At 70.3% G+C, this 24,116-nt stretch carries 21 protein-coding genes; 13 read left to right on the top strand and 8 right to left on the bottom strand.

Going from position 1 to position 24,116, the window contains the following annotated elements:
* Positions 1 to 201 precede the first annotated feature (201 nt).
* From ACGFNN_RS05285 to ACGFNN_RS05255, 7 genes are all read left to right on the top strand, one after another.
* Positions 202 to 1,383 carry an acyl-CoA dehydrogenase family protein gene (locus ACGFNN_RS05285; protein ID WP_393553152.1) on the top strand — a complete coding sequence of 394 codons (1,182 nt, stop codon included), beginning with the start codon at positions 202 to 204 and terminating at the stop codon, positions 1,381 to 1,383.
* Positions 1,380 to 2,747: a phosphotransferase family protein gene (locus tag ACGFNN_RS05280; RefSeq protein WP_393553150.1), complete on the top strand. Its 1,368-nt coding sequence runs from the start codon at positions 1,380 to 1,382 to the stop codon at positions 2,745 to 2,747. Before ACGFNN_RS05285 ends, ACGFNN_RS05280 begins: the two co-directional genes overlap by 4 nt.
* Before the next feature lie 45 nt (positions 2,748 to 2,792).
* Complete coding sequence (locus ACGFNN_RS05275) at positions 2,793 to 3,611, top strand: crotonase/enoyl-CoA hydratase family protein (protein ID WP_393553148.1); 819 nt, start codon at positions 2,793 to 2,795, stop codon at positions 3,609 to 3,611.
* Between the two features lie 103 nt (positions 3,612 to 3,714).
* A complete protein-coding gene (locus ACGFNN_RS05270) occupies positions 3,715 to 4,620 on the top strand; it encodes an enoyl-CoA hydratase-related protein (RefSeq protein ID WP_393553146.1) in 906 nt (301 codons plus the stop codon).
* Positions 4,617 to 5,399: an SDR family NAD(P)-dependent oxidoreductase gene (locus ACGFNN_RS05265; RefSeq protein WP_393553145.1), complete on the top strand. Its 783-nt coding sequence runs from the start codon at positions 4,617 to 4,619 to the stop codon at positions 5,397 to 5,399. The genes ACGFNN_RS05270 and ACGFNN_RS05265 overlap by 4 nt, the downstream gene beginning before the upstream one ends.
* A 54-nt stretch (positions 5,400 to 5,453) precedes the next feature.
* The gene (locus ACGFNN_RS05260; RefSeq protein WP_393553143.1) at positions 5,454 to 6,254 is read left to right on the top strand and encodes an enoyl-CoA hydratase/isomerase family protein; all 801 of its coding nucleotides are present in this window, start codon (positions 5,454 to 5,456) and stop codon (positions 6,252 to 6,254) included.
* A 9-nt stretch (positions 6,255 to 6,263) separates the two neighbouring features.
* The gene (locus ACGFNN_RS05255; RefSeq protein WP_393553142.1) at positions 6,264 to 7,157 is read left to right on the top strand and encodes an acyl-CoA thioesterase; all 894 of its coding nucleotides are present in this window, start codon (positions 6,264 to 6,266) and stop codon (positions 7,155 to 7,157) included.
* Between the two features lie 39 nt (positions 7,158 to 7,196).
* On the opposite strand, the gene ACGFNN_RS05250 is transcribed toward ACGFNN_RS05255, so the two are convergent.
* Positions 7,197 to 8,747 carry a long-chain-fatty-acid--CoA ligase gene (locus ACGFNN_RS05250; RefSeq protein ID WP_393553140.1) on the bottom strand — a complete coding sequence of 517 codons (1,551 nt, stop codon included), beginning with the start codon at positions 8,745 to 8,747 and terminating at the stop codon, positions 7,197 to 7,199.
* A gap of 351 nt (positions 8,748 to 9,098) precedes the next feature.
* Between ACGFNN_RS05250 and ACGFNN_RS05245 the strand changes: the two genes are divergently transcribed.
* Complete coding sequence (locus ACGFNN_RS05245; protein ID WP_393553138.1) at positions 9,099 to 10,619, top strand: acyl-CoA synthetase; 1,521 nt, start codon at positions 9,099 to 9,101, stop codon at positions 10,617 to 10,619.
* A 66-nt stretch (positions 10,620 to 10,685) separates the two neighbouring features.
* Here ACGFNN_RS05245 and ACGFNN_RS05240 read toward each other — a convergent pair whose 3' ends face one another.
* The 6 genes from ACGFNN_RS05240 to ACGFNN_RS05215 form a co-directional block, all read right to left on the bottom strand.
* Positions 10,686 to 11,723 (bottom strand): MBL fold metallo-hydrolase, encoded by a 1,038-nt coding sequence (locus ACGFNN_RS05240; RefSeq protein ID WP_393553136.1) that lies wholly within the window; start codon positions 11,721 to 11,723, stop codon positions 10,686 to 10,688.
* A 63-nt stretch (positions 11,724 to 11,786) separates the two neighbouring features.
* Entirely contained in the window at positions 11,787 to 12,944 is a 1,158-nt protein-coding gene (locus ACGFNN_RS05235) for a thiolase family protein (protein ID WP_393553134.1), read from the bottom strand.
* A 93-nt stretch (positions 12,945 to 13,037) separates the two neighbouring features.
* A complete protein-coding gene (locus ACGFNN_RS05230) occupies positions 13,038 to 13,181 on the bottom strand; it encodes a hypothetical protein (protein WP_393553132.1) in 144 nt (47 codons plus the stop codon).
* A 362-nt stretch (positions 13,182 to 13,543) separates the two neighbouring features.
* Positions 13,544 to 14,686 (bottom strand): acyl-CoA dehydrogenase family protein, encoded by a 1,143-nt coding sequence (locus tag ACGFNN_RS05225; protein ID WP_393553130.1) that lies wholly within the window; start codon positions 14,684 to 14,686, stop codon positions 13,544 to 13,546.
* 20 nt (positions 14,687 to 14,706) lie between these two features.
* Entirely contained in the window at positions 14,707 to 15,909 is a 1,203-nt protein-coding gene (locus tag ACGFNN_RS05220; protein WP_393553128.1) for an acyl-CoA dehydrogenase family protein, read from the bottom strand.
* Between the two features lie 284 nt (positions 15,910 to 16,193).
* The gene (locus ACGFNN_RS05215; RefSeq protein ID WP_393553126.1) at positions 16,194 to 16,886 is read right to left on the bottom strand and encodes a TetR/AcrR family transcriptional regulator; all 693 of its coding nucleotides are present in this window, start codon (positions 16,884 to 16,886) and stop codon (positions 16,194 to 16,196) included.
* Positions 16,887 to 16,962: 76 nt separating this feature from the next.
* Between ACGFNN_RS05215 and ACGFNN_RS05210 the strand changes: the two genes are divergently transcribed.
* Positions 16,963 to 17,406 carry a nuclear transport factor 2 family protein gene (locus ACGFNN_RS05210; protein ID WP_393553125.1) on the top strand — a complete coding sequence of 148 codons (444 nt, stop codon included), beginning with the start codon at positions 16,963 to 16,965 and terminating at the stop codon, positions 17,404 to 17,406.
* A gap of 306 nt (positions 17,407 to 17,712) precedes the next feature.
* Positions 17,713 to 18,336: an SMI1/KNR4 family protein gene (locus ACGFNN_RS05205; RefSeq protein ID WP_393554028.1), complete on the top strand. Its 624-nt coding sequence runs from the start codon at positions 17,713 to 17,715 to the stop codon at positions 18,334 to 18,336.
* A gap of 486 nt (positions 18,337 to 18,822) precedes the next feature.
* On the opposite strand, the gene ACGFNN_RS05200 is transcribed toward ACGFNN_RS05205, so the two are convergent.
* Complete coding sequence (locus tag ACGFNN_RS05200; protein ID WP_393553123.1) at positions 18,823 to 19,590, bottom strand: IclR family transcriptional regulator; 768 nt, start codon at positions 19,588 to 19,590, stop codon at positions 18,823 to 18,825.
* A gap of 275 nt (positions 19,591 to 19,865) precedes the next feature.
* Here ACGFNN_RS05200 and ACGFNN_RS05195 point away from each other — a divergent pair, with 275 nt between their 5' ends.
* The 3 genes from ACGFNN_RS05195 to ACGFNN_RS05185 all read left to right on the top strand — a co-directional run bounded on the left by ACGFNN_RS05195 (position 19,866) and on the right by ACGFNN_RS05185 (position 24,087).
* Positions 19,866 to 21,443, top strand: coding sequence for an OPT/YSL family transporter (locus ACGFNN_RS05195; RefSeq protein WP_393553121.1), 1,578 nt, complete (start codon positions 19,866 to 19,868; stop codon positions 21,441 to 21,443).
* 93 nt (positions 21,444 to 21,536) lie between these two features.
* Complete coding sequence (locus tag ACGFNN_RS05190; RefSeq protein WP_393553119.1) at positions 21,537 to 22,607, top strand: DUF917 family protein; 1,071 nt, start codon at positions 21,537 to 21,539, stop codon at positions 22,605 to 22,607.
* Positions 22,600 to 24,087, top strand: coding sequence for a M20/M25/M40 family metallo-hydrolase (locus ACGFNN_RS05185; protein WP_393553118.1), 1,488 nt, complete (start codon positions 22,600 to 22,602; stop codon positions 24,085 to 24,087). The genes ACGFNN_RS05190 and ACGFNN_RS05185 overlap by 8 nt, the downstream gene beginning before the upstream one ends.
* The last annotated feature ends 29 nt before the right edge of the window (positions 24,088 to 24,116 follow it).

The following is a 24,116-nucleotide window of genomic DNA, read 5'->3' as shown; positions in this document are numbered from 1 at the left end:
TACCCGCGCCGCGCCCGGGACCGCTCTCCGCGCGGGCCGCCACCTCGCTCTCGCCCACTGAAGGCGCACCTGCGCGAGGCATCCCGTGATGCCTCCGGGACCCCCTGAACCCCGTCGCCGCGCTCTGAAGCCTGATCGCTCCCCGACGCTTCCCGTCCCCCACCCTTCCGATCCTCCCGACGCAACCGGACGGAACCACACATGTCAGACGAGATCATCGACCTGCGCACCCGGATGGCCGCCTTCATCAACGACGAGGTCATCCCCGCCGAACGAACGCTCGCAGGCCGCACCCCCGAGGCGCGGGACGCGCTCACCGCCCTTCAGGACCGGGCCAGGAAACTGGACCTGTGGATACTCGGTCACCCGGTCGAACTCGGTGGCAAGGGGCTGCCGTTGTACGAGTTCGCCCTGCTCAACGAGATCATCGGGCGTTCCGAGTACGGTCAGATGGCCGTCGGCACGTTCACCATGCAGGATTCCATCATGCTCGACCTGTACGCCTCCCGGGCGCAGCGCGAACGCTGGCTCAGGCCGCTGGCCAACGCCGAGATCAGCCCGAGCGTCGGTCTCACCGAGCCGGAGGTGGCCGGCTCCGACCCGACCCGGATCGCGACGACAGCGGTGCTCGACGGCGACGAGTGGGTGATCAACGGGCACAAATGGTTCACCACCGGAGCCAGCGGGGCTGCCTTCACCACGGTCTTCGCCCGCACCGAGGAGAACCCCGCGACCCCGCACGGCGCAGTCTCCGCGATCATCGTCCCGGCCGGCACCCCGGGTCTGGAGATCACCCGCGTCCTGGAGACGATGGGCGACACCGAGGGCGACCACTGCGAACTGCGGCTGACCGACGTGCGTGTCCCCGCCGACCATCTGCTCGGCGAACGCGGCAAGGGCTTCACCATCGCGCAGCGACGCCTGGGTCCAGGGCGCATCTTCCACTGCATGCGTTGGCTCGGACAGGCGCAGCGGGCCTTCGAATTGATGGTCGAGCGGGCCAACACGCGTTACGCACACGGTTCGCTGCTCTCCGAGAAGGGTGAGATCCGGCGCTACATCGCCGAGTCGGCCGCCGAGATCCAGGCTGCCCGGCTGATGACGCTGGACGCGGCACGCCGCTACGACCAGGACGGCCAGGCCCGTCTGGAGATCAGCCTGGTCAAGTTCTGGGGCGCGCAGGTCCTGCACAACGTCGTCGACCGCGCCATCCAGGTGCACGGCGCGCTCGGCGTCACCGCCGACACCCCGCTGGAGGCCATGTACCGGCGCGCCCGTTACGCCCGTATCTACGACGGACCCGACGAGGTGCACCGCATGGTCGTCGCCCGCAAGCTGCTCGCCGACGTGACGAAGGCGCCGTGGGCGGGGCTGCCCGCGTGAGCACACCACACGACGACATCCAGGGGTGGCTGCGGGACCGGCTGGGTTCGCTGTGGGGCGCGCCCGTGACCATCCAGGGCATGCGGCGCCTGTCGGGCGGCGCCAGCAGGGACACCTGGTCCCTCGACGCGACCACGGCCGGGGGCTCCGCTCAGCCGCTGATCCTGCGCTGCGACCCGCTGGTCAAGCCGAGCCCAGAGGTGATGGCGCGGGAGGCAGCGGCGCTGAGCGCCGCTGCCAAGGCCGGTGTGCCGGTGCCGCGTCTCGTGGATCACGGCACCGGGCTCGGCCGTGCCTATCTGCTGATGGAGCGCGTCGAGGGCGAGACCATCCCGCGCCGGCTGCTGCGCGACGAACGGTTCGCGGCGGTGCGCCCGAAGCTCGCGCGCGAACTCGGCCGGGTCCTCGCCCGCATCCACAGCCTCCCCCCGGCCGCCGTCCCCGATCTGCCCGAGGCCGATCCGCTGGACCACATCACGTCCGTGTACCGGGAGTTCGACGACCCGCGCCCGGCCGTCGAGCTCGGTCTTCGCTGGTTGTCCGACCACCGGCCGCCGTCCTCCCGCCGGGCCTGCGTCGTGCACGGGGACTTCCGCAACGGCAACCTGATGATCGACGAGTCGGGCATACGTGCCGTCCTCGACTGGGAACTCACCCATGTGGGCGACCCCGTCGAGGATCTGGGCTGGCTGTGCGTCAAGGCGTGGCGGTTCGGGTCCGCCGAGCCGGCCGGCGGCTTCGGACCGCGCGAGGAACTCCTCGCCGGGTACGCCGAGATCGCGGGTGACCGGCCCAGCTCGGCCGAACTCCACTGGTGGGAGGTGTACGGGACGCTGCGCTGGGCGGTGCTCTGCCGGATGCAGGCCGACCGGTTCCTGTCCGGCGCCGAACAGGACGTGGAATACGCCGTACTGGGACGCAAGGTCTGCGAGCAGGAGTACGACGTGCTGCTCGCGCTCGGCCTCGTCGAACCAGGCACGCTTCCCGACGTCCTCGACAGCCGCGACGACACCGCCGCCGCTCCCCCGCACGACCGGCCCGGCGCCGACGCGCTGCTCCGGTCCGTGCAGGTCTTCCTCACCGAGGAGACCACGGGCGACCCGCGGCTGCGCTTCCTGTCCAAGGTGGCGGCCAACGCCGTCGCCATCGCCCGCCGCGAGGCCCTCCTCGCACCCGCGCACACCGAAGCCCATGCCCGCCGCCTGGCCGCGCTCGGCCGGCGCGACGACCGCGAGCTCGCCGAGGCGATCCGCGACGGCGCCGTGGACCCCGGCGACCCGGCGGTCCTGGTGGCCGTAAGGGGCGGCGTCACGGACAAGCTGGCGGTCGCCAACCCCGCGTACGCGGCGCAGGCGGCACGGTGACCGCCACCCCTAACGCGTAGCGACAGAAACCGAGGGAGCACACGTATGAGCAGCACGGAGACGGCCCGGAGGGTGACCGTCAGCGTGGCCGACGGGGTCGCCGACGTACGGCTGAACCGGCCCGACAAGCGCAACGCGCTCGACCCGGCCATGTTCGAGGCACTCGTCACCACGGGTGAACGGCTCAAGGGGCAGGTGGGCGTACGTGCCGTGGTCCTGTCCGGCGAAGGTCCCGACTTCTGTGCCGGCCTCGACTTCGCCTCCTTCCGGGCGATGGGCGACGGCGAGCGGCTGTCCGGTCTCGCCGAACTCCCGCCGTCGGACGGCCCGGCGCAGGCGGCCGGGCAGCGCGCAGCCCATGTGTGGGCCGAACTGCCGGTGCCGGTGATCGCCGCGCTGCGTGGCAACGCACTCGGCGGCGGACTGCAGATCGCCCTCGGCGCCGACATCCGGATCGTCGCGCCGGACGCCCGGCTCAGCGTGTTCGAGGTGGCGTGGGGCCTGGTCCCCGACATGACGGGCACGCAGCTGCTGCCGGAACTGGTGGGCCGCGACGTGGCGAAAGAACTCACGTTCACCGCCCGTGACGTCAGCGGCGAGGAGGCGGCCCGCATCGGCCTTGCCACGTACTGCGCCGATGATCCGCTCGCCGCCGCCCTGGAGACCGCCGGCCGGATCGCGCGGCAGAGCCCGGATGCCGTGCGCGCGGCAAAGCGCCTCCTCGACCTCGCGGGCCGCGCCGATCTCGCGACCGGCTTCGCCGAGGAGCAGAAGGAGATCGGAGCCCTCATCGGCAGTCCCAACCAGGTCGAGGCCGTCACCGCGCGCTTCGGCAAGCGGGCGCCGCGCTTCACCGACGGCTGACCTGCCGACGTCGCCCGACCGGCAGCGACCAGCCGGAGCCGACCCGCAGCGACCACCCTCGACGCCACCACCCCATTCTCACGGGGACCTTGGAGAGCACCGCATGACCGAGTCCGCATCAGCGACCGACTTCACTCAGATACGACTGCGCATCGCCGACCAGATCGCCACCATCACGCTCGACCGGCCCGACCGGCTGAACGCCTTCACCCGCACCATGGCCACGGAACTGATCGCCGCGTTCGACGCGACGGACACCGACGACAGCGTTCGGGCCGTGGTCATGACCGGTTCGGGTCGCGGGTTCTGCGCGGGCGCGGACCTGGAGGGCGGCGCGGCCACGTTCGATCACCGGGCGGCCTGGAAGGTCGTCGACCGGACGGACTTCGGCACCATCGACGGCGTGCCACGCGACGGCGGAGGCTGTGTGGCCCTGCGCATCGCTGCGAGCGTGAAGCCGGTCGTCGTGGCCTTCAACGGCCCTGCGGTGGGCGTCGGTTCGACGATGACCCTGCCGGCCGACGTCCGGATCGCCGCCGAGTCGGCGCGCTTCGGCTTCGTCTTCGCGCGCCGGGGTCTGGTCCCCGAGGCGGCGTCCAGCTGGTTCCTGCCTCGCGTCGTGGGCATCTCGCAGGCGATGGAGTGGGTGGCGACCGGCCGGGTGTTCGGCTCGGCGGAGGCCCTCGCGGGAAAGCTCGTCTCCCGCGTCGTCCCCGACGACGACCTCCTGTCGACGGCGTACGCCGTGGCCCAGGAGATCGCCCGGAACACCTCGGTGGTGTCGGTGGCCTACTCGCGGCGGCTCATGTGGTCGATGCTCGGCGCGGCCTCGCCGTGGGACGCTCACCGGCTCGACTCCGAGGCCATCTTCCGGCTCGGGCAGGGGCCGGACGCCGCAGAGGGCGTCACGTCCTTCCTGGAGAAGCGCCCCGCGAAGTTCCCCGCGCGGCTCGCCGACTACGCCGATGTCCTTCCCTCGTGGCCCGGCCGGCCGGAGGACGTGCGATGAGCGCGGCGCCCGGCTCCGGCTTGTTCGACCTGTCCGGCCATGTCGCCCTCGTCACCGGCGGCAACTCCGGCATCGGCCTCGGCATGGCCCACGGCCTCGCCAGGGCCGGTGCGGACGTCTGCGTCTGGGGCACGAGCGCCGAACGCAACACGACTGCGGCCGGCGAACTCGCCGGGCACGGCGGCCGGGTGGCGGCCGTGCGCTGCGACGTGGGCGACGAGGAAGCAGTCGCCACGGGGTTCGCAGAGACCCTGGAGCGCTTCGGCCGGGTCGACTCCTGCTTCGTCAACGCGGGGGTGAGCGGGCGGATCACCCCGTTCACGGAGCTGAGCCTGACCGAGTTCCGCCGGGTGATGCGGGTGAACCTGGAAGGCTCGTTCCTGACCCTGCGCGCCGCCGCCGCGCACATGGTGGAGCGCGGGGGCGGTGGTGTCCTCGTCGGCACGTCGAGCGTGTCGTCGATCCAGGGAAGTCCTCGCAACCAGGCCTACGCGGCGAGCAAGGCGGGACTGACCTCGCTGCTCCAGGGCTGTGCCGTCGAGTTCGCACGCCACGGCATCAACACCCACTCGTTGCTGGTGGGTTGGACCGAGACCCCGCTCGCCTCGGACACCTTGCACAACGAGACCTTCGAACGCAACGTGATGCGTCGCATGCCCCAGCGGCGCTGGGGCGACCCGTCCGACTTCGCGCGCCTCGCCGTGTATCTGGCCGGCGGAGCGGGCGGCTTCCAGACCGGGGACACGATCGTGGTCGACGGCGCGTACTCGATCTTCTGACGGACCACCTGAACCGACCATCATTGAAGTGATCACGAGGAGCGTGACGACGTCATGGCCGAAGAGCCCGTAGCACCCGTACTCCTGGACGAGTTCAAGGACGGCGTGCGGACTCTGACCCTGAATCGCCCGGAGAAGAAGAACGCCGTCGACGCGGAGCTGTGGCAGGCGCTCGGCGAGGCGTTCACCGCCTGCAGGACCGACCCCGCGGTGCGCGCCGTGGTCCTCACCGGTGCCGGCGGCGCCTTCTGCGCGGGTGCCGATCTGACCGCGCCCAGCGATCCCGGGACCCACCCGAACGCCCGGATGCGCATGGTCAACGACGTGGCACTGCTGCTGCACGAGCTGCCCGTGCCGACCATCGCCCAGGTCGACGGAGTAGCCGTCGGCGCGGGCTGGAACCTGGCCCTGGGCTGCGACCTCGTGGTCGCCACTCCGCGCTCCAGGTTCTCCCAGATCTTCGCCAAGCGGGGTCTGTCGCTCGACTTCGGCGGATCGTGGCTGCTGCCCAAGCTGGTGGGTCTGCAACAGGCCAAACGGCTCGCACTGCTCGCCGAGATGATCGACGCGGCCGAGGCCCATCGCCTCGGCCTGGTGACGTGGGTCGTGGGGCCCGACGACATCGACGCGTACGTCTCGGACCTGGCCGGCCGGCTCGCCGCGGGCCCTCCGGTCGCCCTGGCCCAGAACAAGGCACTCCTCAACGAGAACGCGGACCGGACTCTGCGCGACGCCCTCGCCGCGGAGGCCCGCACCCAGGCGATCAACTTCGCCACGGTGGACGCCCCTGCCGCGTTCCTCGCCTTCGCCGAGAAGCGTGAGCCCGACTTCACGGGCCGGTGGGCCGTGGGATAGGAAGCACCCATGACCGACACGGAGCGGGACCCCACGACGATCGCCGGTTTCGTCGATCTGCTCAGGCTGAAGGAGCTCGACGAGAACCACTTCCACGGCTGGTGTCACGCGGGCGCCAAGATGCGTGCCTTCGGCGGCCAGGTCGCGGCGCAGGCACTCGTCGCGGCAGGGCGTACCGTCCCCGAGGGCCGAGGGGTGCACTCGTTGCACGGTTACTTCATGCGGCCGGGCGATCCGACACGGCCGCTGACGTACGCCGTGGACCGCCTCCGTGACGGCCGGTCCTTCTCGACACGTCATGTCACCGCCCTCCAGGACGACACCGCCGTGTTCACCCTGTCCGCGTCGTTCAAGCTCCCGGAGGAGAGCGCGGGACGGCAGCGTGCGATGCCCGGCGTGCCGCCGCCCGAAGCGCTGCCCGACCCGTCGGACGCCTGGTCGGGGGAGGCCTCCCAGGGATACTGGGGTGCCGTCGGGCGCTACACCTTCGACATGCGGTTCGCGCCCGAAACGTCCGGGGAGGTGACGGACCCCGGAACCACGCGGCAGTACGTCTGGCTGCGCACCGCACAGCGGCTGCCGGAGGACGATCCACTGCTGCACGTCTGCGCGTTGGCGTACCTGTCGGACCTGAACCTCGCGTCGACGGCGGCGCTGCATGTGCGACCGCCCCGCCACCTGCGCGGCGGTCCTTCGCGTGTCGCCGTCGCGTCCCTCGACCACGCGATGTGGTTCCACCGGCCGTTCCGTGCCGACGACTGGCTGCTCTTCGCGCAGTCGAGCCCGACGGCCGGCGACGGGCGCGGCCTCGCGCACTCGGACATCTTCACCCACGACGGCCGGCTGGTCGCCTCCGTCACCCAGGAGGTCCTGATCCGGCACCGGCCGCGTGCCGGTGGCTGACGGCGCGCGGCCGGCCGTCCCGAAGGGCGCCGGGCCTGATCAGGCGCCGTACTGCTCGCGCAGCCTGAACTTCTGCACCTTGCCGCTCGCGTTGCGCGGCAGGGCTTCGACGAACACGACGGACGTGGGCTTCTTGTACGAAGCCAGCCTGCCTCGGCAGTGTTCGACGACGTCCTGCTCCGTGAGCTTCGCCCCGTCGGCAGGCACGATGATCGCGCGCGGAGTCTGCACCCACTTCGGGTGGTCGACTCCGATGACCACCGCTTGGGCGATGTCGGGATGGGTGTCGAGCACGGCCTCGACCTCGGCGCAGTAGATGTTCTCGCCACCCGAAATGATCATGTCCTTCTTGCGGTCGACCACGTAGATGAACCCGTCGTCGTCCATCCGGCACAGATCGCCCGAGTGGAACCAGCCGCCCTTGAAGGCCTCTTCGGTCGCCTCGGGCTTGTTCCAGTAGCCGAGCATCGCCGTCGGGCCCCGGTAGACGATCTCGCCGACCTCGCCGCGGGGCACGTCCCGCATCTCCTCGTCGACGATGCGCACCTCGATCCCCGGCAGCGGGGTGCCGACCGAGCCGAACTTCCGCACGGCGTCCTCGGCCCGCAGAAGGGTGGTGACCGGGCTCATCTCGGTCTGCCCGAACGCCGTGTACGCGGGGGCGTCGGGGAATTTGTCCTGCAAGGCCTCCAGCACCGAGGGCGGCGCGACGGACGCGCCCCAGCTCGGGGCACGCAGGACGAGATCGCGGTCCTTGAGGCCGGGGAGCGCGCAGATCGCCTGCCACTGGCTCGGCACCAGGAAGCAGCTGGTGATCCGCTCCCGCTCGAGTTGGTCCACGAACGCCGCCGCGTCGAACACCGGCGAGGAGTCGATCACCACGCGGCCGCCGTCGACCAGCCCGCGCAGGGACAGGTTCAGGCCCGCGATGTGGAACATCGGCACGCCGAGCAGCGAGCTGTCGGGCTCGCTCGGGATTCCGCCGACCACGGCGATGTTGAGGAGGGTGCCCATGACCAGGTTGAGATGGGTCAGGACCGCGCCCTTGGGACGGCCTGTCGTGCCCGAGGTGTACATGATGTACGCCGGGTAGGTCTCCGGGACGTCGATACCGGGGTCTTCGGGTGAGGCTCCTGCGAGGGCGGTCTCGTACGCCTCGGCGTCCGGACCATAGGCGGCCGGGTCGTCGGTGACCAGGACGGTGGCGGGACCGTCCAGCTCGGCGGCGGCCGCGACGCAGGTGGGGGCCGTCTTCGCGTCGCAGACGAGGGCGCGGGCGCCGCAGTCGGCCAGGATGTAGGCCACCTCGTCCGCGACCAGCCGGAAGTTGACCGGCACTCCGATCGCGCCGAGCCGGGCGGCGGCCAGGAAGCACTCGGCAAGTTCGATGCGGTTGTACATGACGATCGCGATCCGGTCGCCCGCGCCGATGCCTCGCTCGGCGAGCGCGTTGGCCAGTCGGCTGACACGTACGTCGAGTTCGGCGTAGGTGAGCGAGCGGGTCCCGTGCACAAAGGCGGTGCGCTCGGGGAACTTGCGTGCGTTGCGAGCCAGTTGTGCGCCGAAGGACATTCGGCGGGCTGCGGACATGGCAGCGTTGTCGGGCGACTGCACAGGCTTATCCCTCTCCGTGCGTTCCGGGCGGAGCGGCGCGCCGGCTCCCGGCTTGAGCACGGAGAGGCGCATACCAAACGATCGTTAAGCTAACAGCCGCAGGGCTCCACCGACAGGGGTCGCGCACGGACCGATCCGTCCAGACCGTCGCGATCGGTGTCGCCATGGCGCACCACCACGGGTTCGACCGGGCCGGGCCGAGGTGCGTGGTGCCGTGACAGCCCCGTACCGCACGCCCGTTGACACTGTTTCGCAGCCCCGCCTACGGTTCACCTGATCGTTCGTTCAATTCCCTGCCCCTGTTCCGCACAAGCCCAGGAGGCATGCGTGTACCCCGGTGTGTACGCACGAACCGCCCCCGACCGCCCTGCCGTGATCATGGCGGTCTCCGGGGATCGACTGACCTACGCGGAGCTGGAGAGCCGCTCCGTACGCCTGGCTCGCTTCCTGCACGAGGCGGGACTGCGGAAGGGCGACACGGTCGCCCTGCTCAGCGACAACACCGTGCACAACTACGAGGTGTACTGGGCGGCGATGCGCTCCGGCCTCTACCTGACCGCCGTCAACCACCACCTCACCGCCGCCGAGGCCGCCTACATCGTCGAGGACTCCGACGCCCGCGCCCTGGTGGTCTCGGCCGGCGTCGCGGACCTGGCCCGACAGCTGCGCGGCGAGCTGTCCGGGCCGGAGGTCCGACTCGCCTACGGCGGCAAGGTGGAGGGCTACGAGGACTACGAGGCGGCGGTCGAGGGCGCTTCCGCCGAACCGCTGCCGGAGCAGCCGCGCGGTGCGGACATGCTGTACTCCTCCGGCACCACGGGTCGCCCCAAGGGCATCAGGCCGAGCCTTCCCGAATACCGGCTGGGCGACGAAATGGACCAGCTGACCCTGCTGGTGCAGGCTCTGTACGGCGTGGACGAGAAGACCGTGTACCTCTCCCCCGCGCCGCTGTACCACGCCGCCCCGCTGCGCTACGGAGCCTCCGTGCACGCGCTCGGCGGCACGGTGGTCGTCATGGAGCGCTTCGACGCCGAGAAGGCGCTGCGGGCCGTCGAGGAGCACCGGGCGACGTTCAGCCAGTGGGTGCCCACCATGTTCGTACGGATGCTGAAGCTGCCGCGGGAGATCCGCGAGCGCCACGACCTGTCCAGCATGAAGGCCGCCGTGCACGCGGCCGCCCCCTGCCCACAGGACGTCAAGCGCGCGATGATCGACTGGTGGGGCCCGATCGTCTGCGAGTACTACGCGGCCACCGAGGGCAACGGCATGACGTTCGCCGATTCCACGCAGTGGCTGGAGCGACCGGGCACGGTGGGCAGAGCCGTCCTCGGCAGCCTGCGGATCTGCGACGACGAAGGGCGCGAGGTGCCCACCGGCCAGGCGGGCACGGTCTACTTCGAGCGGGACGAGATGCCCTTCGAATATCTCGGCGACGCGGAGAAGACCCGGGAGGCGCAGCATCCCGAGCACCCGAACTGGTCGACCATCGGTGACATCGGCAGGGTGGACGAGGACGGCTGGCTGTATCTGACCGACCGCCGCTCCTTCATGATCATCTCCGGTGGTGTGAACATCTATCCGCAGGAGGCCGAGGACGCCCTCGCCCTCCACCCGGCCGTCCTGGACGTGGCCGTCATCGGCGTCCCGCACCCGGAGATGGGCGAGGAGGTCAAGGCCGTCGTCCAGGCCGCGCCAGGCATCGGGACGGGCCCCGCCCTGGAGGCGGAACTCCTCGCGTACGTGCGGGAGCGGATCGCGCACTACAAGGCCCCGCGCAGCGTGGACTTCGTGGCCGAGCTGCCCAGGACACCCACGGGCAAGCTCATGAAGCGCAAGCTGCGCCAGTGAGCCCAGGACCCGGCTGCGAAGGCCGGTGGGCACGAGCTCGTGCCCACCGGCCTTCGCGGTCGGGTCCTACACCGCGCTCCAGCGGACCGGCCGCCGGCCCGTGCGTCGTACTTCTCCGCGGTTGGCGAGCAGAACGAGGTGGGCCACCGTCTCGGCGAGCGCGAAGCTCTTGCTCGCCGGGTCGAAGGCCGCCCACGGCCGTGACCACTCCAGTTCGGCGGCGAGCTGCCAGGCGGTCGCCGCCGGGTTGGCCCGCACGGCCGTGTACAGCTCGGCGAGCCGCTCCGCATGGTGCCCCGCGATCGCCGCGAGGCGCCCGTCGAGCTTGCGGAAGCGGTACTCGTGGGCCGGCATGACCTCGTCGACGTCGAGTCCCGCGAGGCGGTCGAGCGACCGCAGGAAGTCGGCGAGCGGATCGCCTTCGGTACGCGAGTGAACGGCGATGGCGGGCGTGATCCGGGGCAGCACGTGGTCTCCGGAGAACAGCAGCCTGCGGTCGGGCTCGTAGAAGCACGAGTGGCCGGGGCTGTGGCCCGGCGTCCAGATCACCTCCAGCTTCCGGTCGGGAAGCCGCACCGTCTCGCCGTCCTCCAGCAGCACGTCCGGGACGGCGGGGCGGGGTCCGCGGTGGATCCCCATGGCCTCCACAACGGTGCGGGCCTCGCTCGCGGGCAGCCCGTGCATTTCGAGGTGGTCGCCGAGCACCCGGCCCAGTTCATCCGACGGCGGCAGATCACGCACGACCGCCGCGTCCAGGGAGTGCATCGCGATCCACGCGCCGGACACCTCCCTGATCCGGCCCGCGAGGCCCAGATGGTCGGCGTGGTGGTGGGTGACCAGGACCGCGCGCACGTCCTGGACGGACCCGCCGAGGGAGGCGATGCCCTCGGTCAGGGCTCGCCAGGACAGGTCGTCGTCCCAGCCGGCATCGATCAGGGTGAGGCCGTCCCGGCACTCGATCGCGTAGACGAGGACATAGCGCAGAGGGTTGTCCGGGATCGGCACCGGGATCGACCAGAGGCCGGGCCCGACGCGCTCCACGGGTGGCAAAATCTTCGCCTGCCACGCCTGCCACTGGGTGTTTCCGGTGATCTCGATCGTCATGTGCGTCCTTCTGCCTTCTTCGCCCTTCGGCGTCCTTCGTCGGAAGCTGAACCGGGTTCGCTCTCAGAGCAGTTCGAGCACGGTGGCGTTGGCCATGCCGCCGCCCTCGCACATCGACTGCAGTCCGTACCGGATGCCGTTGTCCCTCATGTGGTGCACGAGGGTGGTCATCAGGCGGGCGCCGGAGGCGCCGAGAGGGTGGCCGAGCGCCATGGCGCCGCCGTTGGGGTTCAGCAGGTCGTAGTCGGCGCCGGTCTGGCGCTGCCAGCCGAGCGAGACGGAGGCGAACGCCTCGTTGATCTCGTACGCGCCGATGTCGGCGTGGGTCAGCCCGGCCCGCTGGAGCACCTTGGCGGTGGCGGGGATCGGGCCCTTGAGCATGGTGACCGGGTCGACGCCGGTGACCGTGCCGGTGTGGAAGCGGGCGATCGGGGTCCACCCGTTGCGGGCGGCGATCTCGGAGGTGGTGACGAGCAGGGCGGCGGCGCCGTCGGATATCTGCGAGGCGTTGCCCGCGGAGATCACGCCGCCCTCCTTGAACGGGGTGGCCAGTTGGCCGAGCTTTTCCAGCGTGCCGCCGCGGCGCACCCCCTCGTCGGTGTCGACGACTGTGCCGTCGGCGAGCGTGACCGGGGCGATCTGCCCCTTGAACCGGCCCTCGTCGATCGCGCGGACCGCCCGCGCGTGCGAGTCGAGGGCGTGCTGGTCGAGATCGGCGCGGGTGAGCCCGAACTCCTCGGCGATCATCTCGGCGCCGATTCCCTGGTTGAAGACGACGTGGTCGTAGCGCTCCCCGACCAGCGGGCCGAACGGCTTGCCGAAGTTCTCCCCGCGTGTCGAGCCCATCGGGACCCGCGACATGACCTCGACGCCACCGGCGATCGCGATGTCGTACTGTCCGGCGATGACGCCGGCGGCGGCCTGATGCACGGCCTGCTGGGACGATCCGCACTGGCGGTCCACCGTGACGCCGGGCACGCTCTCGGGCCAGCCCGCCGCGAGCACCGCGTACCGACCCACACAGCCCGCCTGCTCGCCGACCTGGGACACACAGCCCCAGACGACGTCGTCGACGGTCACCGGGTCCAGGCCGTTGCGCTCGGCGAGCGCGCCCAGGACGTGGGCGGACAGGTCCACCGGGTGGATCCCGGACAGTGCGCCGCCGGGCTTGCCCTTGCCGACCGGGGTGCGCACGGCGTCGACGATGACTGCATCTCGCATGGTGTGACTCCTGTTCCGATGTCCTGATGAGGTCCGACACGCCCTGCCGGGAGGGAGGGTTCCGTCGGGAAGGTGGGACGGTTCCGGGGCCGGTCAGCCGGAGAGCGGCTTGCCGAGGGAGCCTGGAGCGATGGTGGCCCCGCGGATGCGAACGGCCGCCGGACGCCGGGCGGATGTCGGGCGGCGCCCGTGGACGCCGCCGGTGGTCGCTGCGGAGGAGTCGGTTTCGCTCTGCACGCCTTCCCTCTCCTCACGTGTCCTGCGTCGGCCGTGCGAGGCCTTGGCCCTTACGGCCCCGGCGACGCGACATGGCCCGCCTTCAACTGGCTGAACGATCGTTAAAATATGCCCGCACATGATGCCCTGTCCATGGTGTGCCGCACATCGCCCTCGCTTCGGGGGTCCCTGCACGTCCTGCACTGAACGCTCATTCAGTGAGCAGTGAGCCTTCCGGACGGGCTCCGGGAGGCGGAGGGACGCGTACACACCGAGCGGCGGCCCCACGCGATGTGCCCGGACCGGCGTACCGCCGGTCCGGGCACATCGCTGCGTGACGGGTCCGAGCTCCCGGGATCGGACCGTTCCGCGCTCATGAGGCGTCAGGTGGCGGGCTGTGGCTCCGTGGCAGCGATGCCGATCCTTCGCAGATGGTGATCGGCGGGCCCGAACATCGCGTCGATCGTGAGGATGCGCTTGTACAGGTGCCCGACCGGTAGTTCGTCGGTCATTCCGACGCCGCCGTGTGTCTGAATCGCCGCTTCGCCGATCAGCCGGCCGAGCCGCCCGGTCTGCGCCTTCAGCACGGCGATGTCCCGCGTCCCGGCCCGGCCCGCCTCGGCGAGGGCCGCGGTGTGCAGCAGGGTCGCCCGCGCCTTGACGTAGGCGATCTTCATGTCGGCGAGTCGGTGCGCCACCGCCTGGAAGGTACCGATGGGGACGCCGAACTGTTCGCGTGTGAAGGCGTATGCGGCGGTCGTGCGCAGGAGTTCACCCATGGCGCCCACGGACTCGGCCGCCAGTGCCACGATCGCGCCGTCGACGGCGTCGCGGATCACGTCGTGAGCGTCCTCCGCGAGGAGGGCGTCCGGGCCGACCTCGAGCGCGTCGAACCGCAGATGGGCGGCGCGGCGTCCGTCGAGGGTGACGAACGGGGTGGCGGTGATGCCGGTCCCCGCCGTGTCGACGACGAACAGAGCGAGACCGTCCCGGTCGCCCGGCTCACCGGCCAGGCGCGCGGACACGACCAGGGTGTCGGCTCCGTCTCCGTGCAGCACGAGCTTCTTCTCGCCGGTCAGCAGGTAGCCCTGAGGCGTCCGCCGGGCCCGGGTGCCGATCAGTGCCGGGTCGGCGGTGCCCTGCCCCTCTTCGTGGGCGAGTGCTCCGATGGCTTCGCCCGATGCGATCCGCTCCAGCCGACGGCCCGCCTCCGGGTGTTCCGGCAGGGCGGCCAGCACGCCACCGGCGAGCACCACCGACGCTGCGTAGGGCTCCACGAGCAGGTGAGCGCCGAACAGCTCGCCGACCGCGACCATGTCGACGACCGAGCCACCGAGGCCGCCGCGCCGCTCGGGGAACGCCAGCGCGTGGAGACCGAGCTCGCCCAGCTCCTGCCATACGTCCCGCGACCAGCCGAGCGAGGACGTGACGATCTTCCGCCGGTCCTCGAAGGCGTAGTTGCGCTGGAGGTACTGGGAAACGCTGTCGCGCAACAGGTGCTGTTCGGCTGTGAAGTTGAAGTCCATTCGGTTCTCCGATCGATCCGTCAGGGGCGCAGAGTGCGGGCGATCAGATCGCGCTGGACCTCATTGGTTCCCGCGTAGATGGATACCGCGCGGCTGTTGAGGTAGTAGGGCATCGCGATCAGCGCCAGGTCGTCGCCGAGCGGGGCGACGTCCGATCCGACGCGGAGTGCCTCACGCTGGTCCCCCAGTGCGTCAAGACCTGCCACCTGGTTCATCAACACCGAGATGCGCTGGGTCAGTTCGGAGCTGATCACCTTGTTGAGCGAGGGGTACGCCATGTCCCGCGCGGTCTCGTGCCCGCTGATGGCCAGCTTCTCGAAGTGCTCGTAGGAGGCGACTTCGGCCTCCAGCTCGCCGAGGTCACGCTGGAACACGGGGTCCTGGGCGAGGGTGCCGCCGAATCCGGAGGGGGCGGCGGCGGCAGCGGAGCGGATCACGTCGAGCCTGCGGCGCAGCATCGGGCTCTGCGCCGAGCCGCCGCGCTCATGCTTCAGCAACTGCTTGGCGACCGCCCAGCCTTCGTTCTCCTCGCCGACCCGCCCTGACCTCGGAACGCGGACGTCACTGAAGAAGACCTCGCACTGCTCCGGGGCACCGTCGATGCCGGTGATCGGGCGCACTTCCAGGCCGGGGTAGTCCATGCGGTCGAGCAGCAGGAAGGTGATGCCCTGCTGCTTCCTCTGTCCGCGAGCGGTGCGGACGAGCAGGAACATCCGGTTGGCCTTGTGGGCGTAAGTCGTCCATGCCTTACTTCCGTTGAGGATGTAGTCGTCGCCGTCGGGGACCGCCGACAGGCTCAGCGAGGCGAGGTCGGAGCCCGCGCCCGGTTCGGAGTAGCCCTGGGTCCAGTAGTCCTCGCCCGCCAGGATCCCGGGGAGGTAGCGGGCCTGCTGCTCCGGGGTACCCGCCTCCATGAGCAGGGGGCCGATCATCCGCAGACCGTTGGGCAGCAGCGGCGGCAGCCCGCGCTTCTGGTACTCCTCGGCGAAGACGTAGCGTTGCTCGACCGACCATCCGGGTCCTCCGTGCTCGACCGGCCAGTCCGGGGCGGCCCAGCCGCGGCTGTGCAGGATTCTGTGCCAGGCCATGACCTGGTCGAACGGGCCGAAGACGCTCGTGGTCTTGCGGCCCGCCTCACGGATCTCAGCGGTCGGCGCGGTGTCCAGGAACTCCGCCACCTCCTGTCGGAACTTCTCGAGGTCGGCGTTCGGCTCGATATCCATGTGCTCGGGTCTCCCTCCTCGTCGAGGTGGTGGACCGGACCGATGCACCGGCCGGTCCTTCCCCTCCATGACCTTCGACTGCACCCTGTCGAGCGAGCCCGATCAAGCTAGCGGCTCCGCGCTCGCGGGAACATATGCGTGCACGAACCAACGACATTGGCGCGTGCCGTCGCAGCAGCCGCCGGGCCCAGCTCTCGCACAGGCCTGGCCGGAGCTGGACGAACCCCCTCGCTCGGTCCGGCCGGCGATCCGAGACGCGAGGGAGCCCGCGGCCTCGCCTCCCACTACCCGTCCGCGCATCCCCCGACGTGGCGCATCTCAGCAGAGTGGTGAACGCCGCCGAGTGACCCTTCCGGGCTCCCGGTGCGCGCCTGCAGCCCGTCGCGGACGACCGCTCGGGCGCGCTTCGCGGAGTCAGGGTGGCCGTCCAGGTGCTCCAGCATGCGGCAGGTGCCCACCAGGATCGCCGTCAGTTCCGGCACCTCCAGGTCCCGTCGTACCACACCAGCCTGCTGAGCGCCGTCGAGGAGCGCGATGAGTACCTCACGCAGGGCACGCCCGGCTTCGGAGGTGGCGGCGCGCACATCGACTCCCGCATCGGCGAGCGCCGCGGCGAAGGCATTCTTGACCGGAGACTGATCCAGTATCAGGTCGAAGAACGCGAAGAGAGCGTGTGTCGGCCCGGTCTCGGCCATCAGGCGTTGCCCCTCCTCGGCCAGCCGTTCCAATCGCCGGACGAGCACCGCTTCGAGCAGGGCTTCCTTGGTGGGGAAATGCCGGAACACGGTGGCGATACCGACCTTCGCCTCCCGGGCGATCTCCTCCGTCGACGCACCAGTGCCCCGCTCAGTGAAGACCGCCTCGGCGACCTCCAGCAGTCGTGCCCGGTTTCGCCGCGCGTCGGCACGCAGGGGCTTCGCGCCAGTGGTGAGTGGATTCTGATCGGTCGTCAAGTCATCCTCGCCATGCCTGGACAAACGGAGTCACGCATCCGTATCGTCGGAAACGGAGTTGCCTATCCGATTGTAGGCGGCGCAATCACGGAGGTCAGCCATGTCTGCACCAGCTACGCCCCGCGAGGTCTTCGGGCGGTTGATCGGCCTCATCTCGGCAGGCAGGTGGAGCGAACTCACCGAGCTCTACGCGGAGGACGCCGATGTGGAGATCGTCTTCTCGCCGGTTCCCCCACGCCGCATCCAGGGCCGGGCGGAACTCCGTAAGCGCTTCGCCGCCCTGGGGGCCGCCGACGCGATCCGCATGCGCGCAGAGAACATCCACGTCCACGAGACCGGCGATCCCGAGGTGGTGATCGCCGAGTTCGACTACGAGGGCCTGTACCCCGCCACCGGCCGCACCTTCCGCACCGCCAACATTCAGGTCCTGCGCGTCAGGGACGGCCTGATCATCGAGACCCGCGACTACCACGACCACCTCACCTTCGCCGCGGCGGACGGACGCGTGAGCCAGTTGCTCGCCTCGATGGATCGGCAAGGGTGACTGACAGACGCCAGGCGCATGCGACCGGTGTCCGGTGCGCTGGGCGGGCGATGCGGGCATGCGCGGGCGCGGCCGCCGCCTCCCCCGGCGTCTCTGCGGCACGGCGTCGTCCCGCGACTACAGCTCGGGCCGCATCTTGACCGGGACGGGCCACATCTCGTTCAGCAGCCGCAGAAATGTCTGCTCGCCCACCAGGGGAACGCCTTCGCCGACAGCCCTGCGCAGTTCGGCGGTCCCGCAGCCAGGAATACTGGCGAGGCTTCGATCCGCTTGCCAGATGTGGGGCAGGATGGCGCCGTGACACGGATGATCTTGCCCCCGTCGGAGTCCTGGCGTCTGATCGACGCCTGGCTGGCGGCGCACGTGAGCTCTGATTTCGCACTCCTCAATCCGCCGGCGACACCTGACGAGATTCGGCATGCGGAGCGGATTCTCGGCGCCCCGCTGCCTGGTGATCTTGCTGAGTCTCTGCGATGTCACAACGGCGTGAGTTCCTGGGCATCCATCCTGCCTGAGCAGTCCCCGCTGGCGGTGAGCGGCATCCTGGAACATCGACAGACCTGCATGACCATCGCGGCGGAGAACGACGGCCTGACCCCTCGCCCGTGGGAAGACGAGCCTTGGTGGCACCCGCTCTGGGTTCCCTGGGCTGAGAGTGCCGACGGTGCGGCGCAGGTGATCGACCAGCGTCCGGGCCCGGACACGGGGCGTCTCGGCTGGGCAGGCCACAGCGGCGGCGGCGACTTCACCGATTCCTGGCCTGATCTGGCGAGCCTTCTCCACGCGGTCGCGCTGGCACTGCACGAAGGCGGAGACGTCCGCGGGCTGCACCCCTACCTCACCACTGAAGGTGGCTTGTGGTGGGACGAAGGGGACTGCTCCGAGCTGAACGGTCGCCCGCTCAGGGCCGCCCCATTCGGGCTGCACTGAGAACTCCTGACGAATTGAGCTTCGAGGTGGTTGGATCCGCCTGGTACTGGTGATCTGAGAGCAGACACCATCTGATCACCGTCGCCACCGGCATCCCCTCGCAGCCACCCTGACCGGCGGCGACCGCAACGAGTCACCCAGCTGATCCAGCTCCTCCGAGCCGTGCCTCCCGTGTGTGGCAAGCAAGCCGGCCCCGGCGCCGCCCGGCCGCGGCTACGACCACGACAAGTACCGCCGCCTGGTCTGGGACCTCGGAGCGCCTGACCGGGCGGGCTGCCGGAAGAAGCCGACCGGCCATGAGAGGGCATTTCGAACCGGTGACCCAGATTCTGGCGTTGGCTCGGGAACGGGGTGCTGTCCTGACAATCGCATGGTGCTTGTGCGGCTTCTCAGCTTCACATCCCACCACCCCGGCAGCGAGCGCACGGCCGACGGCGACGACGCTCACTGCGAGGCGATCCGGCGGTCTCGCTGACCACGTGGACGTCAGCCGCCCTCGAACGCGAGCCACGAGGGATCGCCGATGTGCTTACCGACACGCGAAGCGGCGTCGCGGACCGCCGCGCCGCATCGGGCCACCAGGGCATCGTCCCGGTCCCGGGCAGGGAACGCCAGACCGATCCCGAGGATCTGTCCCGTGCCTGGATCCGCCACCGCCGAAGCGGTCCCCGCCACGCCGGGGACGAACTCGTCGTGGGAGAAGGCCCAGCCGTCGCCGCGGATGCCGTCGAGCTGACGGAGCAACTCCTCCTGGCTGCGCGGCGCTTGACCGATGGGGTCGAAGGTGCCGCCGACGCGCGTCAGTACTTCGGCATCGCTCAGGCGCGACAACTGCACGCGCCCCATCGAGGTCGAGTAGGCGGGCGCCCGCGTCCCGACCGGCGTGTACGCCTGCAGGGTGCCGGTCCGCCCGGTGCGCATGTGGATCACGAGCGAATCGCCGCCGTCGAGCATGACGACGTAGCCGGTGTACCCGATCTCGTCGACCAGCTTTCCGAGCTCCTCCTCCAGAAGCGTGGGCGCCGACCGCGAGGCGCGGAAGTGGTACGAGGCCTCCACGACGACGGGGCCCGGGCGGTAGGCCCGCGTCACCGGATCGCGTTCCAGAAAGTCGTGCTCCGCCATCAGCGCGAGCGTCCGGGACACCGAACTCTTAGGCAGGCCGAGCCCGTTGGCGATGTCCATCACGGTCAGATCGCGACGCATCCGCGACATGAGCCGAAGCACGTCCTTCGCCTTGACCAGCGAGCTCACGAGCCCTCCCCGTCCCCTCGGTTTCCTTGCAGCGCGCTCTCACGCGGCACGGACACCGTAATTCAAGCCTTGACATCGACACCCTCCCAAGTGACTAATGTTCCAAGAATTAGATCTGGGTTGCATTTTTTGCAACTTTGAAGCTTGGCCGTCCAGAACGGTCATCGGCTTGAGGGGAGGACCGAGTGGCCGACCAGAGAGCAGTGACACGTGGGAAGCCGTCCGTCCCGGTGAGGCACCCGCGCGCACTGGCACCGGCGAATCTGGTGTTGTCCGTGGTGGTGAGCGTGTTCGGCGCCGTCGTCGGGATACAGGTGCTGACGACTCTGGGGATCACTCCGAGCACATCACTCATCGGTGCGCTCGTCGCGATGACCCTGGCGCGCATTCCTCTCGCGGTGTTCCGTCACTATCGCTCGGCGCATGTGCAGAACCTCGTGCAGACCAGCATCTCGTCAGCGACCTTCGGGGCCGCGAACAGCCTGTTTCTGCCGATCGGCATCCCGTTCGTCTTCGGGCTGCACGACATGGTGGTCCCGATGCTGATCGGCGTCTCCTGCGCGCTGCTGTGGGACGCATGGCTGCTCTACCAGATGTACGACACGCCCGCGTTCGCCGCGTCCAACCCCTGGCCGGTGGGCATTGCCGCGGCCGAGGCGATCAAGGCCGGCGACGAGGGCGGCCGTCGCGCCGCGATCCTCGGCGGCGGCCTCGCCACCGGAATCCTGGGCGCGTGGCTCTTCGCCTTGCCGATGTCGGCGTTCGGCGTCGCCATGATCGGCGGGGTGGGCGCGATGGTCGCGTTCGGCCTCGGGCTCCTCACCATCTGGTACGTCCCCGGCCTGACGGACTGGAACCTCTCGGCCGACTACGTACCGCACGGCATGATGATCGGCGCCGGCCTCGTCGCCCTGGTACAGGTCGGCCTGCTGGTGCGCAGGGAGGGCCGCGCCGCGCGCTCCGTCGCGCACCCTCAGGACGGCGCCGCGCCCGACGACACCCGCGGGGGCGACGCCGCGGGCGGCCGAACGCCCGTCGCCGCGGACACCCTCGGCCGCTCGCTCGGGACCGGCCTGGCGGGTTACCTGGTCATCGCCCTCGGGCTCTCCCTGGGCACAGGGATCGTGACCGACATGAGCACACCGATGCTGATCGGATTCGTGCTGTACGCCGGGATCGCGGCTCTGGTCCACGAACTGCTCGTCGGTATCGCGTCGATGCACTCAGGATGGTTCCCCGCGTTCGCGCTCGCCCTGATCACACTCCTGCTCGGCATCCTGATCGGCTTCCCGCCCGAGGCCCTGGTCGTGCTGGCCGGCTTCACGGCGGCCACAGGTCCGGCCTTCGCCGACATGGGCTACGACTTCAAGGCGGGGCACCTGCTGCGCGGCCAGGGGGCCGACCCCGCCTTCGAACTGGAGGGCCGTAGGCAGCAGCTGATCGCGGGAATGATCGGCTTCGCCGTCGCCATCGTGGTGGTCCTCGCGTCGTACCGCATGTTCTTCGACAACGGGCAGCTCGCTCCCATCGACGCCGCGTATGTGGCCGCGATCAAGGCGGGCATGTCGTCACAGACCGCCTGGCACCTGGCGTTGTGGGCGATTCCCGGTGCACTCCTGCAGATCATCGGCGGCTCCCGCCGCCAGCTCGGTGTCCTGTTCGCCACAGGACTCCTCATCGTCACCGCCTGGGCCGGCTGGATGATCGTCGCCGGACTCGTCGTCCGACTGATCGTGACCCGCATCTACGGCCGGGCCGCCAGGGAACACCTCGAAGTCTTCGCGGGCGGCGTCATCGCCGGCGACGCGCTCTACGCGTTCGGGAACGGCGTCCTTCGCGCCACCAGGTCCTGAACGTCCCGGTCCACATTCCTCTTTTCCGAATCCATCGCACAGCCCGTTCTCCAACTCCCTTGCCAGCCCCTTTTCCGACTCCGGAGGCAGAACATGAAGCGTGACCTGACCATTGAGGACGTCGAGCCGGCCCTGATCGGCGGCGCGATCCTCGGCGGCGGCGGTGGCGGCATCGTCGAGACCGGCCGCGAGGCCGTCCGCGTCGCCATGGAGGTCGGCACGCCACAACTGTGGAGCGCCGACGAATTCGCCGAGGACGACCTCACCGCCACGATCGCCCTGGTCGGCGCCCCGGCCGCGCCCAACCCCCTGGTCCTGCCGCGGCACATGCTGCGCACCCTGGAGCTGCTCCGCGAGCAGCTTCCGCCGCACCAGAGGCTGGCGGCACTGCACTGCAACGAGAACGGGGCCTACACCACCTTCAACGGTTGGCTTCACTCCGCCCTCACCGGCCTGCCGATCATCGACTTCGCGTGCAACGGCCGCGCTCAGCCGACCAGCGTCATGGGTGGCATGGGCCTGCACCTGCGCGAGAACTACCAGTCCCTGCAGGCCTTCGCGGGCGGGCACCCGGACAACTACGTCGAGGGAGTCCTCACCGGTGCTCTGGAGAGCACCTCCGACCTTGTCCGCCGGGCGTCGGTGGCCGCGGGCGGCTGGATCGGCGTGGCCCGCAACCCGGTGACGGTCGGCTACGCCATGGAGAACGGCGCCCCCGGCGCCATCAGCCAGGCCATCGAGCTGGGCCGCGTTCACATCGAGGGTGGCGTCGAGGCGACGGCGAAACACCTGGGCGGCCGGATCGTCGCGGAGGGCACGGTCAAGGACTTCCGCCTCGTCCCGTCGGGCGGCCGCGACCACGGCCTGGTGGCTCTGGACAACGCCGAGGCGACAACCGTGCACTTCATCAACGAGTACATGGTCCTCACCCACGACGGTGCCCGGATCTCCCGCTTCCCCGAGCTGATCATGACCTTCGCCGAGGACGGGCGTCCCGTCACGTCCGGCGAGATCGCCGTCGGCGACCGGATCACCGTCATGGTGGCGCCGGTGGAGAGCCTGATCCTTTCCAAGACGATGTTCATGCCCGACCTGTACGAGCCGCTGGAGCAGTCCATCGGGTTCCGTTTCGCTCCGGGCACCGAGGACCTCGCCCATGCCTGAGCAGTCCGACGTCCAACTCGATCCCGGCCGGGCCTTCGCGTTCTGCCGCGACCTGTGGAACGACTCCCTCCTCGCGGAACTGTCCGCCTTCATCGAGGTCCCGGCGCTCAGCCCGGCCTACGACCGGGACTGGGAACAGCGCGGCCTGCTCGACCAGACGGCCGCCGACCTCGCCCGCTGGGCCGAGTCGACGCCGGTCGAGGGTCTGACCGCCGAAGTCCTCCGGGAGCCCGGACGCACTCCCGTGGTGTTTGTCGACATCCCCGGCACGGGAGAGGGAACCATCCTCTTCTACGGTCACCTCGACAAGCAGCCGGGCGGCCAGGGCTGGGGCGACGGGCTCGGCCCGTGGAAGCCGGTCTTCGACGGCACACGGCTGTACGGCCGTGGGGGCGCCGACGACGGCTACGCGGCGTACGCGACACTGGCCGCGGTCATGGCCGTCGACGACCAGTCGGCGCCCCGGCCGCGTTGTGTCGGGGTCTTCGAGACCGCGGAGGAGTCCGGCAGCCCGGACCTCGACCACTGGCTCACCGTCCTCGCGCCGCGCATCGGGACCGTGGACCTGCTGATGTGCCTGGACTCGGGTGCGGGTGACTACGACCGGCTCTGGCTGGTCACCTCGCTGCGCGGGCACTGCGGCGGACGCCTCGACGTTCAGGTGCTCGATCAGGGGGCGCACTCAGGTGACGCCGGCGGCGTGGTCCCCTCGTCCTTCCGAGTGCTGCGCAGGCTGCTCGACCGCCTGGAGGACAGCGACACCGGCCGCCTCCTGCCCGAGTCGTTCAACGTGGCGACTCCCCCGCAGCGGCGGGCACAGGCCGAGCAGGCGGGAGCCGTCCTCGGTCGGCGCATCGCAGAGCGCTTCTCCTGGCACGGCTCGGCCGGCCCGGTCACCGAAGACCCGGCGGAGCTGCTGCTCAACCGTGCCTGGCGGCCGAGCCTCTCGGTCACCGGCGCGGACGGGCTGCCGCACGTCGCCGAGGCCGGGAACGTGCTGCGCCCGAGCACGGGCGTCAAGCTCTCGCTGCGGCTACCGCCCACCGTGTCCAGCGCAGCTGCCGTACGGGAGTTGCAGACCCTGCTGGAGGCGGATCCGCCCTACGGCATGCGGGTACGGTTCACACCGGACACCGTCCTCGCCGACGGATGGAACGCGCGGGAGATGCAGCCATGGCTGCACGACGCTCTCGACCGGGCCAGCCGGGACCACTACGACGGCGCCGGGCTGGCAATGATCGGCCAAGGCGGCACGATCCCGCTCATGGGCATCCTGCAGCGGCACTACCCCGACGCCCAGGTCCTGGCCTGCGGAGTCCAAGGACCCGGAACGAACGCACACGGGCCGAACGAGTCGCTGCATCTGCCCTACACACACCGGCTCACGGCCAGCCTGGCATCCGTGCTCCCCGCACTGTGCCGGCAGGCCGGTACGGACACTCGGAAACGCTCCGGAGCCGGACCCGCCTCGGGATCCTGACCGGTCCGTTCCGGCAGATCCTTGTGGCT

This window comes from Streptomyces sp. NPDC048590 (genome assembly GCF_043199535.1).
In the GTDB taxonomy this organism is placed as follows: Bacteria; Actinomycetota; Actinomycetes; order Streptomycetales; family Streptomycetaceae; genus Streptomyces.
This window is presented reverse-complemented; position numbering and strand designations above follow the sequence as displayed.

Coding starts and splice junctions, on each gene's coding strand:
- ACGFNN_RS05270 (WP_393553146.1), top strand. CDS start 3,715: ATGACCGAGTCCGCATCAGCGACCGACTTCACTCAGATACGACTGCGC.
- ACGFNN_RS05190 (WP_393553119.1), top strand. CDS start 21,537: ATGAAGCGTGACCTGACCATTGAGGACGTCGAGCCGGCCCTGATCGGC.
- ACGFNN_RS05255 (WP_393553142.1), top strand. CDS start 6,264: ATGACCGACACGGAGCGGGACCCCACGACGATCGCCGGTTTCGTCGAT.
- ACGFNN_RS05210 (WP_393553125.1), top strand. CDS start 16,963: ATGTCTGCACCAGCTACGCCCCGCGAGGTCTTCGGGCGGTTGATCGGC.
- ACGFNN_RS05250 (WP_393553140.1), bottom strand. CDS start 8,747: ATGTCCGCAGCCCGCCGAATGTCCTTCGGCGCACAACTGGCTCGCAAC.
- ACGFNN_RS05185 (WP_393553118.1), top strand. CDS start 22,600: ATGCCTGAGCAGTCCGACGTCCAACTCGATCCCGGCCGGGCCTTCGCG.
- ACGFNN_RS05275 (WP_393553148.1), top strand. CDS start 2,793: ATGAGCAGCACGGAGACGGCCCGGAGGGTGACCGTCAGCGTGGCCGAC.
- ACGFNN_RS05235 (WP_393553134.1), bottom strand. CDS start 12,944: ATGCGAGATGCAGTCATCGTCGACGCCGTGCGCACCCCGGTCGGCAAG.
- ACGFNN_RS05285 (WP_393553152.1), top strand. CDS start 202: ATGTCAGACGAGATCATCGACCTGCGCACCCGGATGGCCGCCTTCATC.
- ACGFNN_RS05260 (WP_393553143.1), top strand. CDS start 5,454: ATGGCCGAAGAGCCCGTAGCACCCGTACTCCTGGACGAGTTCAAGGAC.
- ACGFNN_RS05220 (WP_393553128.1), bottom strand. CDS start 15,909: ATGGATATCGAGCCGAACGCCGACCTCGAGAAGTTCCGACAGGAGGTG.
- ACGFNN_RS05225 (WP_393553130.1), bottom strand. CDS start 14,686: ATGGACTTCAACTTCACAGCCGAACAGCACCTGTTGCGCGACAGCGTT.
- ACGFNN_RS05205 (WP_393554028.1), top strand. CDS start 17,713: ATGATCTTGCCCCCGTCGGAGTCCTGGCGTCTGATCGACGCCTGGCTG.
- ACGFNN_RS05240 (WP_393553136.1), bottom strand. CDS start 11,723: ATGACGATCGAGATCACCGGAAACACCCAGTGGCAGGCGTGGCAGGCG.
- ACGFNN_RS05265 (WP_393553145.1), top strand. CDS start 4,617: ATGAGCGCGGCGCCCGGCTCCGGCTTGTTCGACCTGTCCGGCCATGTC.